Consider the following 17,468-nt stretch of genomic DNA (forward strand, 5'->3'; position numbering starts at 1 on the left):
TCGTGCTCGTCGCCGGCGGGTGCGCGGTCGCACTCGGTCACCGGACGCACTCGATCCCCGACGCAAGCGCGCTCCGCGGGGCGTGACGCGTCGTGCGCGCCGTCGGCGCCTTCAGCGACCAAGCTCCTCGTGCGCGCTCGAGAGGTGACGGGAGGCGAGCGCGGCGAGCAGGGAGAGTTCGCCGGCGAGCGCGCCCGCGGCGATGACCTCGGCGAGTTCGTCGGCGTTCGACCCCGCGGGGTCGCCGCCGCCCCGAACCCCGAGGACGTCGAGGGCTTCGGCCTGTGTCGGGAGCTTCGTCCCGCCGCCGACGGTGCCGACTTCGAGCGACGCGAGGTTGACCGAGGCGTAGAGTTCGTCCTCGCGCGCCTCGACGGTCGTGATGCAGTTCGAGCCCTCGACGACTTGCGCGGCGTCCTGACCCGTGGCGAGGAAGACGGCCGCGACGACGTTCGCGGCGTGAGCGTTGAAGCCGAGGCTCCCCGCTTTCGCGCTTCCGACGAGGTTCTTCCGGGTGTTCACCTCGGCGACGGCCTCGGGCGCGACGCCGAAGCGTTCCTCGACGACGTCGCGTGGGATGCGCACGTCGGCGGTGACGGTCCGACCCCGACCCTCGACGGCGTTGATCGCGGCCGGCTTCTTGTCCGAGCAGAGGTTCCCCGAGAGCGCGACGAGGCTCGCGGGCGTCTCCGACTCGACGACCTCGCAGGCCGCGCGAGTGGCGATGGTGACCATGTTCATCCCCATCGCGTCCGCGGTGTCGTAGGCGAAGCGGAGGTAGACGTTGTCGCCGACGACGTAGTGCGTGATCTCGTCGAGCGTGCCGTGACTCGTCGTCGCCTCTGCGGCCTCGCGGAGTTCGGCGACGTTGTCCTCGACCCAGCGGGCGACCTCGGCGCCCTCGGTGACGTCGGCGACGCGGAAGACCGGCGCGCGCGTCATCCCGCGCTTCGTCACGCGGGCGTTCGCGCCGCCCGCGGCGGTGATCGCGGAGCACCCGCGGTTGATCGAGGCGACGAGCGCGCCCTCGGTCGTGGCGAGCGGGAGGCGGTAGTCGTCGCTCGCGGCGTCGCCGTCGACGGCGAGCGGCCCCGCGACGCCGAGCGGGAGCTGCGTGCCGCCGACGAGGTTCTCGACGTTCGCGTCGGCCGCGCGCTCAGGATCGAAGGCGTAGTCGGCGGTGGCGTCGAGGGCCGCGCCGGTCTCGCGTTCGAGGACGCGACGGCGGGCCGCGGCGGCGGTCGCGGCGTCCGCGTGATCGTCGAGTTCGTAGAGCCGGATGTCGCCGGCCCGCACCCGCTCCGCGAGCGCGGCGGCGTCAGCGTCGTCGGTCATGCCCGACGGTGTGCGAGCCACACGCCTATGCGTATCGGTGCGTACTTCCCCCGGCCGTCGATAGGACCGGTATGGGTCGCCCGGACGTCACCACCGTCTTCCGCGCGGTGCTCGGTTGTTTCGCCGCCGCGCCCGTCGGCTACGCGCTCGCCGCGCCGTTCGCCCCGCCGGACCCGTTCACCGCCATCACGTACGGTCTCGCGGGCGCGGCGCTCGCCGGCGCGTGCGGGGCCGTCGTCGCCGTCCGTCGCGCGCTCGCCCCGGAGCGGCTCGCGCGGGCGCTCGTCGTCTTCTACCTCGCGGCGTTCGCGGCGCTCGTCGCCATCCAGACGCTCGCGCGGGCGACGGTCGGCTGGGTCGAGGGCCCGTGGGCGGGCTTCGCAGCGCTCCTCGTCGGCGCCCTGCTCGCCTACGCGCTCGCGTTCCGCCGGCGGGCGTGAGGAAGCCGGGTTTCCGAACGTTCTTGCCGCCGCCGGCCCCCTGATCGCGTATGCACGCGGACGCGGACGTCGTCCTGACCGGTGGCGAGGTCCACACGCTCGGGGAGTCGGACGAGACGCACGACGCCGTCGCGGTGCGGGGCGGCCGGATCGCGCGACTGGACAGCGACTACGAGATGCAGTTCAGCGTCGGCGTCGAGACGGACGTGATCGACCTCGACGGCCGCGTCGTGCTCCCGGGGTTCGTCGACGTCGACGCCGCAGTCGGTGGCGGTGGGACGCGTCGCTCGCTCCGCGCGGCCGCACGCCGGACGACCGAGCGCGGCGTGACGACCGTCCACGATCGCGTCGAGGGGGAGAGGGCGGCCGCGTACCGCGAACTGGACGCGGACGGAACGCTCCCACTCCGCGTCGCGTTCGACTACGGGTACGAGGCGCTCGACGCCGTAGAGACGCTGGGCGCGCGCACCGGCCACGGGAGCGATCGGGCGTGGACGGGCGCGCTCGCGGTCCCGGCGGTCGGCGACGACGAAGGGGAGATCACGCCGGCGATCCGCCGCGACGTCCTGCGCCGCGCCGACGAGGCCGGCTTCCGGATCGCGGCGCGAGCCGCCGACTCGGCGAGCGTGGCGAGCCTCCTCGACGATTACGAGCGCGCGACCGCGGACCCGGGCGGGGCGCGCCACCGCGTCGTCGGCGTCGAGGCCGTCACGCCCGCGATAGCGACGCGACTCGCCGAGACCGGCGTCGTGACGGTCGTCCCGCCGGGGTCGGAAGCCATCGACACGCTCTTCAGCGCCGACGCGCGCGTCGCGTTCGGCGGAAGCCGAAGTGCGGGCGAAGGCGAGAGCGACGACGGGCGGGGGAAGGATAGCGAGAGAGCGAGCGAGCGCGGCGCGTACGATCCGCTCGCGGCCGCCGACGCGGCGGTGGAGCGCGGCGTGGGGACGACGGATGCGCTCCGCGCGGCGACCGACGGGGGCGCGTACGCGGGCGGCGACGAGGCGCGCTACGGGACGCTCGCGGTCGGCGGGGCGGCCGACCTCGTCGTCCTCGATCGCTCGCCGTGGGCGGCGGAGTCGATCGCCGACGTCGGCGTGGCGATGACGGTCGTGGACGGCGAGGTCGTCCACGACGCGCGCCAGTAATTCTTTGGCGGGTGTAGCCGTCGTGTGAGCGCCGCCCCCGCACTCCTGATCGTCCTCGCGTTCGCGCTCGCCGTCGCGGGCGCCCTCCTCCTCTACGTTCTCGTCGGGGCCGAGAGCAGCGAAGGCCCGAGGAGGGACCGCGAGGTCGCGGAGGCGGAGACCCGCGAACGCGTCGAGCGCCGTCGGAACGACCGAAAAGAGGACTGGGCGGTTGGTTCGTTCTTCGGGACGCCGCTGACGTGAAGAGATATCTCCTTCAATACGGGCTTGAAGACGAATCTTTTTCACATAAGAATCTCTATGGCGCTAGCAAGACAGCACCCCACTATGGTCCAGATGGAGACGACAGAAGTCGATAGCGAACTGAGCTTGTTCAAATACGGCAACCTCGAAGCGCTCCCGTCCGACTACCGCGACCTCTCGGAGACGGAACGCAGACAGCGCATCGCGGCGGCGCGCGAGGTGCTGGGCGACGATGTCCTCGTCCTCGGACACAACTACCAGCGCCGCGAAATCGTCGAGCACGCCGACCACGTCGGCGACTCCTACCAGCTGAGCGAGTACGCCGCCGACTCCGACGCCGAGCACGTCGTCTTCTGCGGGGTGACGTTCATGGCGGAGAGCGCGGACCTCCTCACGGACGACGAGCAGACCATCCTCCTCCCCTCGATGGAGGCCTCGTGCCCGATGGCGGGGATGGCCGAGGCCCTCCAGGTCGACGCCGCGTGGGAGCGCATCGAGCGCGCGACCGAGGGCGACGTCGTCCCGATCACCTACATGAACTCCTACGCGGACCTGAAGGCGTTCTGTGCCGAGCACGGCGGCCTCGTCTGCACGTCCTCGAACGCGGACGCCGCCTTCGAGTGGGCGCTCTCCCGGGGCGACACCGTGGTGTTCCTCCCGGACAAGCACCTCGGGCGGAACACCGCGAACGCGATGGGCCTCGACTCCGTCGTCGAGTTCGACCCGTGGGCCGACGCGTCGAGCGGCGACCTCGGCGACGCCGACGCCGTCCTCTGGGACGGCTACTGCCAGGTCCACGAGCGCTTCACCGCCGACCACGTCGCGGACGCCCGCGACGCCCACCCGGACGCGACCGTGGTCGTCCACCCCGAGTGTCGCCCCGAGGTCGTCGCCGCCGCCGACGAGACGGGGAGCACCGCGACCATCAGCGAGACCGTCGCGGATGCCGACCGCGAGGAGACGGTGGTCGTCGGCACCGAGATCCACCTCGTCGAGCACCTCGACCGGTGGCACGAGACGGACGTCGTCGCGCTCTGCGGTGACGCCTGCATGGACTGCAACGCGATGCGACAGGTCGACCCGAACTACCTCACGTGGATACTGGAGGGGCTCGCGGACGGCGTCGAGCGCAACGTCGTCAGCGTCGACCCCGACGTCGCGCGCAGCGCCGAAGTCGCCCTCGACCGGATGCTCGAACTATGACGCGGGTGCTCGTCCTCGGGAGCGGTATCGCGGGGTGTAGCGCCGCGCTCGCCGCTGCCGAGAACGGCGCGGAGGTCGTGCTCGCGACGAAGGCAACGCGGCCGGCGGAGACGACGACGCACTGGGCGCAGGGCGGAATCGCCGTCTCGCGGGGCGACCCCGAGGCGTTCGCCGCCGACGTCCTCGACGCGGGCGACGGCCGCTGTGACCCGCACGCCGTCGAGACGCTCGTCGCCGAGGCCGACGACGCCGTCGAGGCGGTGCTCGTCGAGACGCTCGACGTCCCCTTCGCGGACGACTACGGGCGCGAGGCCGCCCACTCCGCCGACCGCATCCGACACGTCGGCGCGGAGACGGGGCGACACATCCTCGCGCCGTTCCTCGCGCACCTCGACGACCACCCGAGCGTGACGATGCGCGAGGACACGGCGGCGCTCGAGTTGCTCACGGAGGAGGGGCGCGTTCGCGGCGCGCTCCTCGACGGCCCGGACGGGTCGAAGGCGGCCGAGCTCGCGGACGCGACGGTGCTCGCGACCGGCGGCGTCGGCGCGTGCTTCCCGCGCTCGACGAACCCCGACACCGCGACCGGCGACGGCCTCGCGATGGCGGCGCGCGCCGGCGCGGACCTCGCGGACCTCGCGTACGTCCAGTTCCACCCGACGGCGACGGTCGGCGAGGAGCCCGTGCTCGTCAGCGAGGCGGTGCGCGGCGCGGGCGCGGTGTTGCGAAACGCCGACGGCGAGCGCTTCATGCCCGCCGTCCACGAGGACGCCGAGCTCGCGCCGCGGGACGTGGTCGCGCGCGCCGTCTCGGACGAGCGCGAGCGCACCGGCGGCGTCGTCCTCGATACGACGCCCGTCGACTTCGCGAGCGCGTTCCCGGCGCTCCGCGAGCGCGTCAGCGACGCCGGCCACGACCCCGGCTCGATTCCGGTCGCGCCCGCCGAGCACTTCCTCTGCGGCGGCGTCGCCGTCAACGACCGGGGCCGCACGAGCCTCGACCGCCTCTACGCCGTCGGCGAGGTGTCGCGAACCGGCGTCCACGGCGCGAACCGCCTCGCCTCCACGAGCCTCCTCGAGGGCCTCGTCTGGGGCCGACGCGCGGGACGCGACGCCGCGACCCGCGAGCGCGTCACCGGCGACCCCGAGATACCGAGTCGCCCCGAGCGCGACCCCGCGCTCCCCGACGGCTTCGTCGACGGGAAGCTCACGCGCCTGCGTCGCGTGCTCGGCGAGCACGTCGGCCTCCGACGCGACCCCGACGGCCTCGGGCGGGCGTGCGCGGCGCTCCGCCGACTGAAGGGCGAGACGGACGCCTACGCGCGGACGCGCCCGTCGCGCGAGGTTGCGGAGCTCCGGAACGCCGCGACGGCCGGCCTCCTGCTCGCGCGCGCCGCCCGCGAGGCCGAGCCGGCGGGCTGTCACGCGCTGGAGGGGGTCCCGTGCCGGTGACGCGCGCGGACGCCGAGCGCTGGCTCCGCGCGGACCTCGGCCACGACGACGTGACGAACGATCTCCCGGGCGAGTCGACCGCGCGCCTCGTCGCGAAGGGATGCGGCGTCGTCGCGGGCGTGGACGCCGCCGAGCGCGTGTTCGACGTCGAGGTGGAGACCGTGGCGGAGGCCGAACGCGCCGCCGGCGCGGGCGCGGACGTCGTCCTCGTGGACAACGCGACGCCCGAGACGGTGCGCGAGACGCGCGAACGCCTCGAGCCGTCCGTGCTCGTGGAGGCGAGCGGGGGCATCGGCGTCGCGGACGTGCCGGCGTACGCGGCGGCGGGCGCGGACGTGATTTCGATGGGCGCTCACGCACTCCGCGCCGCCGCTCGACTGCTCCCCTCCTACTCGAGGAGGTCGGTGCCCGTCATCTCGTCGGGCGTCGGGACGTCGCAGTGTTCGAGCAAGGTCGGCGCGACGTCGCGCAGCGAACCGCCCTCGCGGACCTCGCGGCCGCCGTCGTCGCCGTCGGGCGCGAGGTAGACGAACGGAACGGGGTTGAACGTGTGCGCGGTGTGGGGGTCCTCCGGAGTACCCATGTCGTCGGCGTTCCCGTGGTCGGCGGTGAGGTGGACGTGCGCGCCCGCTTCCCGGAGCGCGGGGACGAGGCGGCCGACCTGCTCGTCGACGGCCTCGACGGCCTCGACGGCGGCGTCGAAGTCGCCAGTGTGCCCGACCATGTCCGCGTTCGCGTAGTTGAGGACGAGGAGGTCGGGATCCTCGGCCTCGACGGTCTCGATCGCGGTGTCCGTCACCTCGGGCGCGCTCATCTCGGGCTGGAGGTCGTACGTCGGGACGTCCGGGCTCTCGACGATCCGTCGCATCTCGCCCTCGAACTCGACTTCGCGCCCGCCGTTGAGGAAGTAGGTGACGTGGGCGTACTTCTCGGACTCCGCGATGCGCAACTGGGTCCGACCGGCCGCCGAGACGACTTCGCCGAGCGTGTGCACGGGCTGTCGCGGTTCGAAGGCGACCGGGAGATCGAACGTCTGGTCGTACTCCGTCATCGTCGAGACGCGGACCCCGGGAGGGTGGGTCTCGAAGCCCCAGTCGTCGGGGCGGATGTCCGCGAGGAGGCGGGTGAGCTGGCGGGCGCGATCGGAGCGGAAGTTGAAGAACACCACCGAATCGCCGTCGGAGAGGCGGTCGCCGCCCCGAACGACGGTGGGTTCGACGAACTCGTCGGTGTCGCCGCGGTCGTAGGAGTCGGTGACGGCTTCGACGGCCGTCTCGACCCGGTGGTCGGCCTCGCGGTGGACGATGGCGTCGTAGACCCGCTTCGTGCGCTCCCAGTTCTGGTCGCGGTCCATCGCGTAGTACCGGCCGGAGACCGTGGCGACGTCGCCCGTCCCGTAGCTCTCGACGACCCCCTCCAAGGTGTGGAGGTAGCCCTCGCCGCCCTTCGGCGAGGTGTCGCGGCCGTCCGTGAAGGCGTGCGTCGTCGCCTCGACGCCGTAGTCGGCGGCGGCCTCGATGAGCGCGTGCAGGTGTTCGTGGTCCGCGTGGACGCCGCCGTCGGAAACGAGGCCCATGAAGTGGACGCGCCCGCCGTGCTCGTCCGCGTAGTCGAACGCGCCGCGGATCGCGTCGTTCGCGGCGAGTTCGCCCGCCTCGACGGCGTCGTTGATCCGCGTGTACTCCTGCAGGACGACGCGCCCCGAGCCGATGGTGAGGTGGCCGACCTCCGAGTTCCCCATCTGGTCGTCCGGGAGGCCGACGTCCCGGCCGTGCGTCGTGAGCGTCCCGGACGCGCCCGCGGCGGTGTAGCGGTCGACGTTCGGCGTGTCCGCGGCCTTCACCGCGTCGAGTCTGTCGTGGTCGCCGAGTCCCCAGCCGTCCAGGATGACGAGTGCCGCTCGCATACGCTACCCTCGACCCCGACGCGTAACTAGGCTTTGGGATGTGCGGTCGCCTGACGGCGCGCGGACGCGACCGACGCGACTCGCGCCTCCGGCGGCGGTGTCGTCGGAGTCGACGAACCGAACGGCCCGTCGGGGGATCGCACCGCCGAGTTCAAGCGCGTCCGCGTCCACCCGCGAGTATGACCCTCGACCCCGTCCACTTCGCGGGCATCCCGGAGCTCGTCCGCGGCGTGGGTGGCGACGTCGACGAGGCCGAACACCGCGCTGACGCCGAGGCGGTGTGGGAGACGTACTTCGATCCGCTGTACGACGACGGGGCGGTCCTCAGACCCATCGGCGACCAGGGACGGTATCTCGCCGACCTGACCGAGGCGGGCGCGAGCGACCCGGCGTTCGACGCCGTCCACGGGCTGGACTCCGGGACGATCAACCCCCGGGCGTTCAAGAACGGCCTCGTCCTCGACGTCGCGCAGGCGGCGCTCGGCGCGGATCCCGGGAACACGGCGCTCCACCGCGAGCGCACCGTGATCGCCACCGTTCACGCGCGCGACCGGACGGTGACCCTCCCGGAGTTCGAGGAGACGCCGTGGACGCGACAGGACGAGGGGCACTGGCGCGGGAAGGCCATCGAGGCCCCGCACGTCGAGCGCCACGAGCGCGCCGTCGTCCACGCCCTCTCGCTCTACCTTGCGGAGAGCGAGCACGCCCACGAGCACTTCGAGGCGGTCTCCGACTTCCTCCTGCTCGACGGCCCGCTCTATCCGAAGGTCGTGACGAACTGGCTCGACCGCGACGAGGAGTTGGCCACGCTCCCCGCCGAGGACGGGCTGACGCGGCGCGTCATCCGGAACTACCTCGGCCTCGTCGAGCGCGCGGTCGAGACGGACACCGTCCTCGGGGGGTTCGTGAAGAACGTCTCCGCGCGCGGGGTCGTCCGCGCGCTCGACGCCAAGACGCACGCGCCGTGGCTCGACGACGCCGAGCTGTTCGGCCAGCTGCTCGAACGACGCGACGACGCGGGCGAGCGCGTCACGGACGATCTCGCGTACACGAACTGGTTCCTCTCCCGGGCGGGGTACGATCGGGAGTTCTCGACGCTCGGCGAGCGCCTCGATCTCGACCTCGAACTCGACGCGGAGGCCTACGAGGTGGCGTTCTGCGTCCTCCACGACCCGCGGACCGACACCGTCTACAAGGCCGAGCTGCCCCGGATATTCGCCGAGGACGAGGCGACGCGCGAACGCGTCACCGACCAGTTGGTGCGGGACGTCGCGGCGGCGGGCGGGCCGCCCGCGGCGGTCGGACGCGCGGACGAGCTCGCGCGGATCAGCGTCCGTGAGAAACGACACCTCGTGGACGCGATGGCCGACGCGATGGACACCGAGCCCCGCGAGGGGTACGACGTGGATCGCTGGGGGATCGACGCCTAGCGCGGGTGGTCGCGCTCGACGGTGATGGAGACCTCGTCGGGGTCGACCCCGATGCGCGCGAACTGCGTGCGGACGTGCTCGCGGGCGGCGGAGAGCGCCTGATCCCGGGTGTCGAAGCCGCGCGGCATCGGCGACTCGAAGGCGACGTTGACGTCCTCGCCGTCGACCTGCTGGACGAGACCGCCGCTCTCGACGGCGTAGAACTCGTCGCAGACCCAGACGTAGGGCGCGTCCTCGTCGGGCGCGCCCTTGAACGACGGGGCGTCCTCGCCGCGCTCGTACACCGTGCCGGTGAGTGTGGTGCCCGCCGCCGAGCCGCGCACGAGTAGCATGCCCTCCTCTAGGGGACGCACGACGAAAAACCGTGTGGCGGGCGCGGATGCACGCGACGAAAAGACGTTTAGGGGCGGGCGGTGTTTCGCGTGACATGACCGACGAGGACCTCGGGAGCTTCGCCGACTTCGGGGGGAGCGGCGGCGACGGCGACGGCGACGGCGACGACGCGTCGACCGGCGCGCCGGACCGGACGGGCGCGGACGTCGACGCGGGACGCGGGTACGAACGCACCGAGACCGCCGACGCGGCGAGCGAGGCGGAGGACGCCTTCGAGCGCGTCGCGTACGAGGGCGCGAACGGGGACGGCATCGGCGTCCTCGCCGTCTCCGAGGGGCTGCGCATCGGCGAGCGCGAGGACGAGACGCGCCTCCGGGCGTACGTCACGAGCGCGAACCGCTCGAACGTCCGCCTCGGGCGCTACCTCGTCGCGCCCTACCCGGACGGCGAATCGCTGTTCTGCAAGATCGTCGGCCTCGAGTACGGCCAGCGCTTCCACGGCGACGACGCGAACGAGATCCACGCCCGGCGGGCGATGGGCGAGCGCGGGATCGACGAGGACGACTACACGTTCATCGCGGACCTCGAACCCGTGAGCGTCCTCTACCGCGACGGCGGCGAACTGCGCCGGCGGATGCCCGATCGCGTGCCGAAACCCGAGACGATCGTGCGCGAGGCGGACGACGACGAGGAGATCAAGACGGCGCTGAAGATTCCGGACGACGGGGTGTTCCTCGGCCACCTCGCGGTCGGCGGGGAGAAGGTCCGGACGGGCGCGACGCCGCCGACGATCGACTACCGCGTCACGGACGACTACGCGACGGGCGACCCGCTCGCCTTCCGCCACACGCTCGTCGCCGGCGGGACGGGATCGGGGAAGACCCACACCGCGAAGAACGTCCTCCGGCAGTACCTCTCCGCGGAGCGCACCTACCCGGTGGAGGCCGGGAGCGACCGGGAGGTGCGGGCCGCGGTCGTCCAGTTCGACCCGCAGGACGAGTACGCCCAGATGCACGACGACAACCCGGCGGCCGACGCCGAAGACGAACGCCGCTGGGAGCGCGAGGGCGTCGCCTACGGCGGGCACGACGACACCGTCGCGTTCGTCCCGACGGTGGGGAACGCGACGTACACCGCCGCGCACCACGACGCCGAACAGATCCCCTTCACCGTCCCGTTCAGCATGGTGCGGAGTCGGCCGTGGCTGGCCGCCTCCGCGGGCCTCAACGACAACCAGTATCCCGCACTCCAGACCCTCCTGTCGCGCTTCTTCGAGCAGTACGGGGACGGCGGCACGTACGCCGAGTTCTGTTCGTTCCTCGACGATCCCGCGCTCAAAGAGGAACTCGACGAGTCCGGGCGGATCCACGAAGCGACCTACGAGGCCGTCTTCCGACGCGTCCGCGGGATGCCGGACGGCGTCTTCGATCAGGACGCGCGTCCGATCACGGACCTCGTCGAACAGTTCGTGAAGCCCGGACGCCTCTCCGTCGTCCCCACGTACCACGTCAGCGACTCGCGGGCGACGGAGACCGTCGTCCTCGCGCTCGCCAGCCTCCTCGTCGACGAGAAGCTCTCCAGCGACCCGCGATTCCCCCGGATCGCCGACACGCCGCTGCTCGTCGGGATGGACGAGGCCCACAACTTCCTCGCGGACGCCGACACCGTTCAGGCCCGCCAAGTCGTCGGGAAGTTCACGGACGCCGCCAAACAGGGGCGAAAGGAGCGACTGGGGCTCTTCCTCATCACGCAGGACCCCCAGGATGTCGCGGAGAGCGTCTTCAAGCAGGTGAACACGAAAGTCGTCCTCAATCTCGGCGACGAGGACGCCATCAAGAGCGTCAACATCCCCCCGGCGCTCGCCGAGAAAGTGCCCTACATGGAGACGGGCCAGATGGTCGTCTACTCGCCGGACAACTCAGAGCCCGTCGAGCTCCTCGGACTCCCCACGTGCCTGACGCGCCACGGCCGCGGGTGACGCGCAGCGACGGCCCCCACTCTTTTGCCGGGCGCGGTCGAACCCCGGGACATGACGCGAATCCTCGTTCCGATCGACGGTTCCGAGCAGTCCGATGCCGCCCTCGAATACGCCCTCGATGAGTTCCAGAGCGACGACATCACCGTCATCAACATCATCGACCCCATCGAGGCCGGCTACACCGCCCAGGCCACCGTTCCCGGCTACTCAGAGGAGTGGTACGAGCAGTCCGAGGAGGAGGCCCAAGCGCTCTTCGAGGACGCCCGGGACGCCGCCGACGAGTACGGCGTCACCCTCGACACCGTCACCGAGGTCGGGCGGCCCTCGCGGACCATCGTCGACTACGCCGAGGAGAACGACTACGACCACATCGTCATGGGGAGCCACGGCCGCAGCGGCGTCACGCGCGTTCTCCTCGGGAGCGTCGCCGAGAGCGTCGTCCGGCGCTCTAACGTCCCCGTCACGATCGTGCGCTAGGACGTTTTGCTGCGCTCGGCGCGCTACGCGCGCCGTCGCTGGCAAAAGCTACGACAAAAGCCTTGGTCGGGGCCGGTGGCCCCGCCTCGGCCTCGCGGCGTCACCACAGTGAATCGCGGCACGAGCGGGCTCTAACGAGCCGGTCGCGTGCGAACGCGAGTCATCGGAGTGCGGTTCGTCGGCGCTCGTCGTCGGGGAGCCGTCGGTCTGCGTGCCATCTGTCCGCACGTCTGTGTAGCTGGTCTGACGACGCCCGGAGCTAATCAGTCGCCGATCGGGCCTCGAAAGCTGAAGGGGGAGGCGACTGAAGGATGGTGGCGCACTGGCTGACGAAAGCGCTCAGTCGTCGTGCCGCCTCACGATCGAGCGAGATGATGACTCCGCGTCGGTCCTCTCGTGGGAAGTGGAGTACGACGCCCGAGTCGTGGACTTCGGTCGTCGCGGTCGTCTCACCGAGCCGCTCGTAATCGTCCTCCCTCACGAGTGCGCGCGCCTCTCGCGTCCGCTCGACGATGTTCGGTACGGAGTCCCGCAGGCGCTCAGTCGCCAAGTCGTCCCGAACGTAGATCGTCGTCCAATCGTCTTCGTCGTAGTAGAACATCGTCCGATACGTGTCCCCCGCCTGTTCCTCGACGAACTGATGTAACCTCCGACGATCTCCCCTCACAGAGAACAGTTCACATGGCTCACAGTTCAAGGTGGTGGCTACATCGGACGGTCAGCCGGCGTCGCGCGCCAGCGGTAGTCCCGGGCGGACGCTCATCACGCCGATCACCCGCGGGCGGAGCGAGCGTGATCGAAGCGATCTCCGCGCGGTTTCGCCACGAGGCCGAGGCGGGGCCACCGGCTCCGACGAGGGGTTTTGACGGCGCTTTTACCAGCGAGCGAGGCGAACGCGGCACGAGGTCCTAGAAGATGTTCGCCTGTCGGTAGACGCTGATCCCGCTGTTCGTGATCTCGTAGGGTTTGGTCTCGCGGGAGTGGTTGGCGTCGCGGATCTTCTGGATCTCGACGGCGAGGCGCGTCTCGCGGAAGTCCTCGGGACGGACGTAGCGGAGGACGACGACGCCGTCGGTGAGGTACTCGATGATGCCGTGGCGGGAGGCGAAGGGGTTGTCCTGGTTGGCCTCGCTCGTGAGGAAGGTGGTGACGCCGGCGTTCTTGAGGGCCTTCGTGAAGTCGTAGATCTCGGTCCGTCGAGTGGCCTGGTCGTCGTACATCATCTCCAGGAGGGAGACGGAGTCGAGGACGAGGCGTTCGGCGCCGAATTCCTCGACGAGCTGGGGGAGTTCGTTGCGGATGCTGGAGAGGCTGTTCGCCATCTCGATGGGGTCGAGGTCGACGACGGCGAGGTCGCCGTTCTCGACGTGTTCCTCGAAGGGCCACCCCTTCTCGCCGGCGCTCTGGACGACGCGCTCGTAGCTCTCCTCTAGGGTGATGTACGCGCCCTTCTGACCGTTCTCGATGCCGTGCTGGAGGAACTGGAGGCCGAAGGTGGTCTTGCCCGTCCCGGCGCCGCCGATGGTGACGAGGAGACTGCGTTCGGGGATCCCTCCCTGAACCATCTCATCGAGGCCGTCGACGCCGAACTCGATGCGCGGAATGTCGGACTCGAACGCCTCGTCGGCGAAGTCGTCGCTCCCCCCACCGCCGCCACCGCCGCCGAAGCCGAACTCGCCGGGGTCGGGCTCGTCGCTGGCGTCGAAGCCGAAGCCGCCGCCTCCACCACCGCCGCCACCGCCGCTGAAGGCGTCGGCGAACTCGTCCCCGCCGTCGTCGCTGCCGTCGCTCCCACCGCTGTCGAAGGCGTCTTCGAAATCGTCGGGGCTCTCGCCGTCGAAGGCGTCGGCGAACTCGTCCCCGCCGTCGTCCTCACCTGACACAGCGCGCTCCCCCGTGCGTTATCGCGGCGTCCACCATTGCGTACTCGGACAGTCGCGGACGGCAAGAAGGTTCCCCCCGCGGCGTCGCACACGTGTGTCTTTTTCAGTGGGCGCCCCCTCGGCGTTCGTATGCGCGTCGGGATCGTCGCTCAGCGGGGAAACGCCCGTGCGGCCTACCTCGCCGCGGACATCGGCGAGATGCTCGCAGCGCGGGACGCGGAGACATGGTACGACACGGAGACAGCGGACGCCATCGACGTCGCGGGGACGCCCGTCGAGGAGTTCGACCGGTGCGACCTCGTGGTGAGCATCGGGGGCGACGGCACGTTCCTCTTCGCCGCCCGCGGCGCAGGTTCGACGCCGATCCTCGGGGTGAACCTCGGCGAGGTCGGCTTCCTGAACGCGGTGTCGCCGGACGACGCGGTCGCAGCGGTCCACGAGGAGGTCGAGCGCGTCGCCGAGCTGGGCACGGTCCGCGCCCGCGAGGTCCCGCGAGTACAGGCCGAGGGGGGACAGGAGTGGTCGCTGACGCCGGCGCTGAACGAGGTGGTCGTGCAGGGCCCGAAACGCGGACACGGCCAGGGCGTCGAGATGGAGGTGCGCGTCGACGGATCGCTCTACACGGCGGGGCACGCGGACGGTCTGCTCGTGGCGACGCCGACAGGGTCGACGGCGTACAACATGAGCGAGGACGGCCCGCTCGTCCAGCCCGGCGTCCCGGGATTCATCGTGAACGACATGTGCGCGACGGACACGATGCCGCCGCTCGTCGTTCCGTTGGACGCCGAGATCACGGTGCGCGTCGACGGCGCGGACGAGGTCGTGGTGTCCGCGGACGGCGCGAGCCGCTATCACGTCGAGATCCCGGAGATCATCACGCTGACGCGCGCCGACGAGCCCGCGCGCGTCGCCGGCCCCGAGAGCGACTTCTTCCAAGCACTGAACAAATTGGAGTAGCGCGAACGGAGGGAGCGGTACGGACGGGGAGCCGCGGGCCGCTATCCGTCGATTGGGTCGGCGGCGACCCAGCCGCGGTCGAAGGCCTCGCGGACGCGCGTGGCGAACGACGGATCGGTGTGGTCGATGACGGCGAAGGCCTCGTCGGGCGCGATGGGATTGGGGAGGTCGAGGCGGACCTCGACACCGTCGACGATGGTGACGTCCCCGTGGACGGAGTCGCCGACGCGCGCCTCGAAGTTCTCGTACGCTTCGAGCCGGGAAAGCTTCGGATCGTCGGCGACATCCTCAAGCAGCGTCGGCGAGACGAGGAATCGGATCGTGACGCCGCGTTCGAGCGCGTCGACGAGGTGGTCGCCGATGCGGTTCGAGGCCGCGTCGACGTCGATGCTGGTCGGAACGGTGTGCGAGACGTTATAGATCGATTCGTCGGCGTCGTCGATCTGTTCGACGAGGCGCTCGACCGCGTCGTCCGCCCCGACTTCGGCGGTCCAGTACCCCTCGTCGGGCTCCGGCGGCTCGGTGAGCTCACCCCGGAGCTCGTCGGCGACGGCCGCGTACTGGTCGGCTTCGGCGTCGAGCTCGCGTTCGCGGGCGGCGAGGAGCCGATCGAGCGCGGCATCGGGGTCGACGGCGACGTACTTCTTCGGCCGGCTGGCGTCCTGTGAGCGCGCGAGCTGTCGGGACTCGATGCTCCCGAGGACGTCGTAGATCCGCCCCATCGGCACGTCGCTCACCTCGGACAACTCCCGGGCAGTTGTCGGTCCGGCGTCGACGAGCGCGTGATAGGCCTCGGCCTCGTATTTCGAGAGTCCGAGATCCGTCAGATCCGGCATGCGAGAACACTAGGTCGGGTCGTGGTTAAACGTATCGAGTGTTTCGTTTGCGGGACGCCGGGATAACGCACCGCTCCGGCCGGTCGGACTCGTGTCGGACGGCGCACCGCGGCGGCGACTCGCACGCGGGCGCGGCGCGGGTCAGACGTGCTCCGCGACGAGCGCCGTCAGCTCCTCGGGGTCGGTCGCGGGGCCGTGTACCTCGCCGTCGATGGCGACGAACGCGGCGCCGTCCTCGATGCCGTCCGCGTCCGGGACGACGACCTTCTCGTGGTCGGCGACGCGGAGCGCCGCGCGGTGGAGGTCGGTTCCGGGCGCATCGCCCACGCGGACCGTGAGGGGGCGTTCGACGGCCCGCGAGGCGGCCGCGGCGTAATCCGCGACCTGTACGCCCATCCGGTCGGCCGCACCGGCGAACGCGCCGATGGCGTCGCGGGCGGCGTCGCGGTACGTGTCGTCGCCCGTGAGCGCCGAGAGGTCGAGGAGGCCGTGGGCCATCGTCGCGTTGTCGTCGATCGGGTGGAGCGGCTTATCGAGCAGGCCGACCGCCTCCTCGGGACCGTCGCGGAACGCTGCGTCCTGAAGCGTCCGGACGGCGTGATCGGCGACCGCCGTGGCGACGTCCAGGTAGTCCGGGTCGACGGTCTGCGCGCCGCGGGCGAACGCGACCGCGAGCGCCGCGTGGTCGGTGAGGATGCCGCGGGGCGCGTCCGGGTCGTCGTAGCGCGCGACGACGCCGTCCTCGACGAGCGTCTCGGCGAGGTAGTCGAGGGTGCGCTCGGCGTAGCGCCGCGCCGTCCGGTCGTCCGTGTACGCGTAATACGTGAGGAGCGCGTCGGCCGCGCGGGCGTTGTGTCCGGCGTACGCGGTCGCGTCGACGCCGGGTTCGTCGTCCGCGGCGCGTTCCGAGGGGGGGCGCTCGAAGTAGTCGCCGGGGTGTTGGCTGCCCGCGAAGGCCTCGCCCGTCCAGAGCGTCGACGTGAGGTACTCGACGGCGTTCGACGCCGGCCCCTCGTACGTGTCACGCCCCGTGTAGAGGTAGGCGTTTGCGAACGCGCGGAGGAGGCCGGCGTTCGTCGCCAGCAGTTTCTCGCGCTGGGGATCGCTCCAGTCGCGGGCGTGCGCGAAGCGGTAGAATCCCCCGTCGTAGTCGTCCGCGAGGTTCCGGCTCACGGCCTCCAAGGTCCGGAGGGCCTGTTGGCGCTCGCGCTTCAGCGCGAAATCGATCGTCCGCGGGAGCGGGAACTTCTGGTTCGTCGCCCACCCGCCGAAGCGTTCGTCGTACTGCTCGCCGAGTTGGCCGGCGACGAGCGCCTCGATGTCCGCGGTGACGGGACCGGCGGGCGGCGCCTGTCCGCGGAGCGCGCGCGGGACGCGACCCGCCTCCGCGCCCTTCTCCGCCCACGTCTCGCGGACGCGGTCGAGGACGCCCCGAAGGCTCTCGGGTTCGAGATAGGTCGCGCCGGCGATGAGGTCGCCCGTCGGCGTGAGGAACACCGTCGAGGGGAACCCGCCCATGTTGTACCGCTCGCGGACGCGCGGATGGCGATCGGCGTCCGCGCGGACGGGCACGAACTCCTCGTTGACGTTCGCGGCGACCGTCGGCACCGAGAAGGCACCGCCGTCCATCTCCCGACAGCGCGCCGACCACGACGCGACGAGCGAGAGCAACACGGGCTTATCGGACGCCTCGGCCTCGTCGAACGCCGCCGGCCCCCAGGGCCGCCACTCCACTTTCGTCCGTTCGGCGGACTCGTCCATACCGACGGGTCGCGCGGCCCGCGGGAAAGCGCTTCGGAGACGGCGACGGGCGGAGACCCGAGCGTCGCGGCGCGACGCCTCGAAAAG

The 17,468-nt window shown here is 71.4% G+C and carries 16 protein-coding genes and 1 pseudogene; 10 read left to right on the forward strand and 7 right to left on the reverse strand.

Features of this window, described 5'->3' with window-relative positions:
* Positions 1-111 precede the first annotated feature (111 nt).
* Positions 112-1,335 (reverse strand): hydroxymethylglutaryl-CoA reductase (NADPH), encoded by a 1,224-nt coding sequence (gene hmgA / locus J2754_RS08615; RefSeq protein WP_188876725.1) that lies wholly within the window; start codon positions 1,333-1,335, stop codon positions 112-114.
* A 71-nt stretch (positions 1,336-1,406) separates the two neighbouring features.
* On the opposite strand from hmgA, the gene J2754_RS08620 reads away from it, so the two are divergent.
* From J2754_RS08620 to J2754_RS08645, 6 genes and pseudogenes are all read left to right on the forward strand, one after another.
* Entirely contained in the window at positions 1,407-1,775 is a 369-nt protein-coding gene (locus J2754_RS08620; RefSeq protein ID WP_188876723.1) for a hypothetical protein, read from the forward strand.
* A gap of 50 nt (positions 1,776-1,825) precedes the next feature.
* Positions 1,826-2,923 (forward strand): amidohydrolase family protein, encoded by a 1,098-nt coding sequence (locus J2754_RS08625; RefSeq protein WP_188876721.1) that lies wholly within the window; start codon positions 1,826-1,828, stop codon positions 2,921-2,923.
* A 24-nt stretch (positions 2,924-2,947) separates the two neighbouring features.
* Positions 2,948-3,166 (forward strand): DUF8143 family protein, encoded by a 219-nt coding sequence (locus J2754_RS08630; protein ID WP_188876719.1) that lies wholly within the window; start codon positions 2,948-2,950, stop codon positions 3,164-3,166.
* Between the two features lie 93 nt (positions 3,167-3,259).
* Entirely contained in the window at positions 3,260-4,369 is a 1,110-nt protein-coding gene (gene nadA, locus J2754_RS08635; protein WP_211087207.1) for a quinolinate synthase NadA, read from the forward strand.
* The gene (locus J2754_RS08640) at positions 4,366-5,820 is read left to right on the forward strand and encodes an L-aspartate oxidase (RefSeq protein ID WP_211087192.1); all 1,455 of its coding nucleotides are present in this window, start codon (positions 4,366-4,368) and stop codon (positions 5,818-5,820) included. Before nadA ends, J2754_RS08640 begins: the two co-directional genes overlap by 4 nt.
* Positions 5,817-6,204 (forward strand): annotated as a pseudogene (locus J2754_RS08645) (hypothetical protein); the annotation flags it as partial. The gene J2754_RS08640 and the pseudogene J2754_RS08645, both read left to right, overlap by 4 nt.
* A gap of 4 nt (positions 6,205-6,208) precedes the next feature.
* Here the strand turns inward: J2754_RS08645 and gpmI are convergent.
* Complete coding sequence (gene gpmI / locus J2754_RS08650; protein WP_188876715.1) at positions 6,209-7,726, reverse strand: 2,3-bisphosphoglycerate-independent phosphoglycerate mutase; 1,518 nt, start codon at positions 7,724-7,726, stop codon at positions 6,209-6,211.
* Between the two features lie 179 nt (positions 7,727-7,905).
* On the opposite strand from gpmI, the gene J2754_RS08655 reads away from it, so the two are divergent.
* Entirely contained in the window at positions 7,906-9,156 is a 1,251-nt protein-coding gene (locus tag J2754_RS08655) for a DNA double-strand break repair nuclease NurA (protein ID WP_188876713.1), read from the forward strand.
* Here the strand turns inward: J2754_RS08655 and J2754_RS08660 are convergent.
* Entirely contained in the window at positions 9,153-9,488 is a 336-nt protein-coding gene (locus J2754_RS08660) for a DUF7113 family protein (protein ID WP_188876711.1), read from the reverse strand. The two genes, J2754_RS08655 and J2754_RS08660, sit on opposite strands and share 4 nt — an antisense overlap.
* A 95-nt stretch (positions 9,489-9,583) precedes the next feature.
* Between J2754_RS08660 and J2754_RS08665 the strand changes: the two genes are divergently transcribed.
* Both J2754_RS08665 and J2754_RS08670 read left to right on the forward strand, forming a co-directional pair.
* Positions 9,584-11,467 (forward strand): ATP-binding protein, encoded by a 1,884-nt coding sequence (locus tag J2754_RS08665; protein WP_188876709.1) that lies wholly within the window; start codon positions 9,584-9,586, stop codon positions 11,465-11,467.
* A gap of 51 nt (positions 11,468-11,518) precedes the next feature.
* Entirely contained in the window at positions 11,519-11,944 is a 426-nt protein-coding gene (locus J2754_RS08670) for a universal stress protein (protein ID WP_188876707.1), read from the forward strand.
* 259 nt (positions 11,945-12,203) lie between these two features.
* Here the strand turns inward: J2754_RS08670 and J2754_RS08675 are convergent, their stop codons facing one another.
* Complete coding sequence (locus tag J2754_RS08675) at positions 12,204-12,611, reverse strand: DUF7522 family protein (protein ID WP_188876705.1); 408 nt, start codon at positions 12,609-12,611, stop codon at positions 12,204-12,206.
* Between the two features lie 241 nt (positions 12,612-12,852).
* A complete protein-coding gene (locus J2754_RS08680) occupies positions 12,853-13,827 on the reverse strand; it encodes a KaiC domain-containing protein (protein ID WP_188876703.1) in 975 nt (324 codons plus the stop codon).
* Between the two features lie 129 nt (positions 13,828-13,956).
* Here J2754_RS08680 and J2754_RS08685 point away from each other — a divergent pair, with 129 nt between their 5' ends.
* Entirely contained in the window at positions 13,957-14,784 is an 828-nt protein-coding gene (locus J2754_RS08685) for an NAD(+)/NADH kinase (RefSeq protein ID WP_188876701.1), read from the forward strand.
* A 41-nt stretch (positions 14,785-14,825) separates the two neighbouring features.
* Here J2754_RS08685 and J2754_RS08690 read toward each other — a convergent pair whose 3' ends face one another.
* Together J2754_RS08690 and J2754_RS08695 are read right to left on the reverse strand one after the other, a co-directional pair.
* Positions 14,826-15,620, reverse strand: coding sequence for a TrmB family transcriptional regulator (locus tag J2754_RS08690; protein WP_211087193.1), 795 nt, complete (start codon positions 15,618-15,620; stop codon positions 14,826-14,828).
* Positions 15,621-15,761: 141 nt separating this feature from the next.
* On the reverse strand, positions 15,762-17,381 hold the full coding sequence (locus tag J2754_RS08695) for a DUF255 domain-containing protein (RefSeq protein ID WP_211087194.1): 1,620 nt from the start codon (positions 17,379-17,381) through the stop codon (positions 15,762-15,764).
* Positions 17,382-17,468: the final 87 nt, after the last annotated feature.

The organism is Halarchaeum nitratireducens, assembly GCF_017874695.1.
In the GTDB taxonomy this organism is placed as follows: Archaea; Halobacteriota; Halobacteria; order Halobacteriales; family Halobacteriaceae; genus Halarchaeum; species Halarchaeum nitratireducens.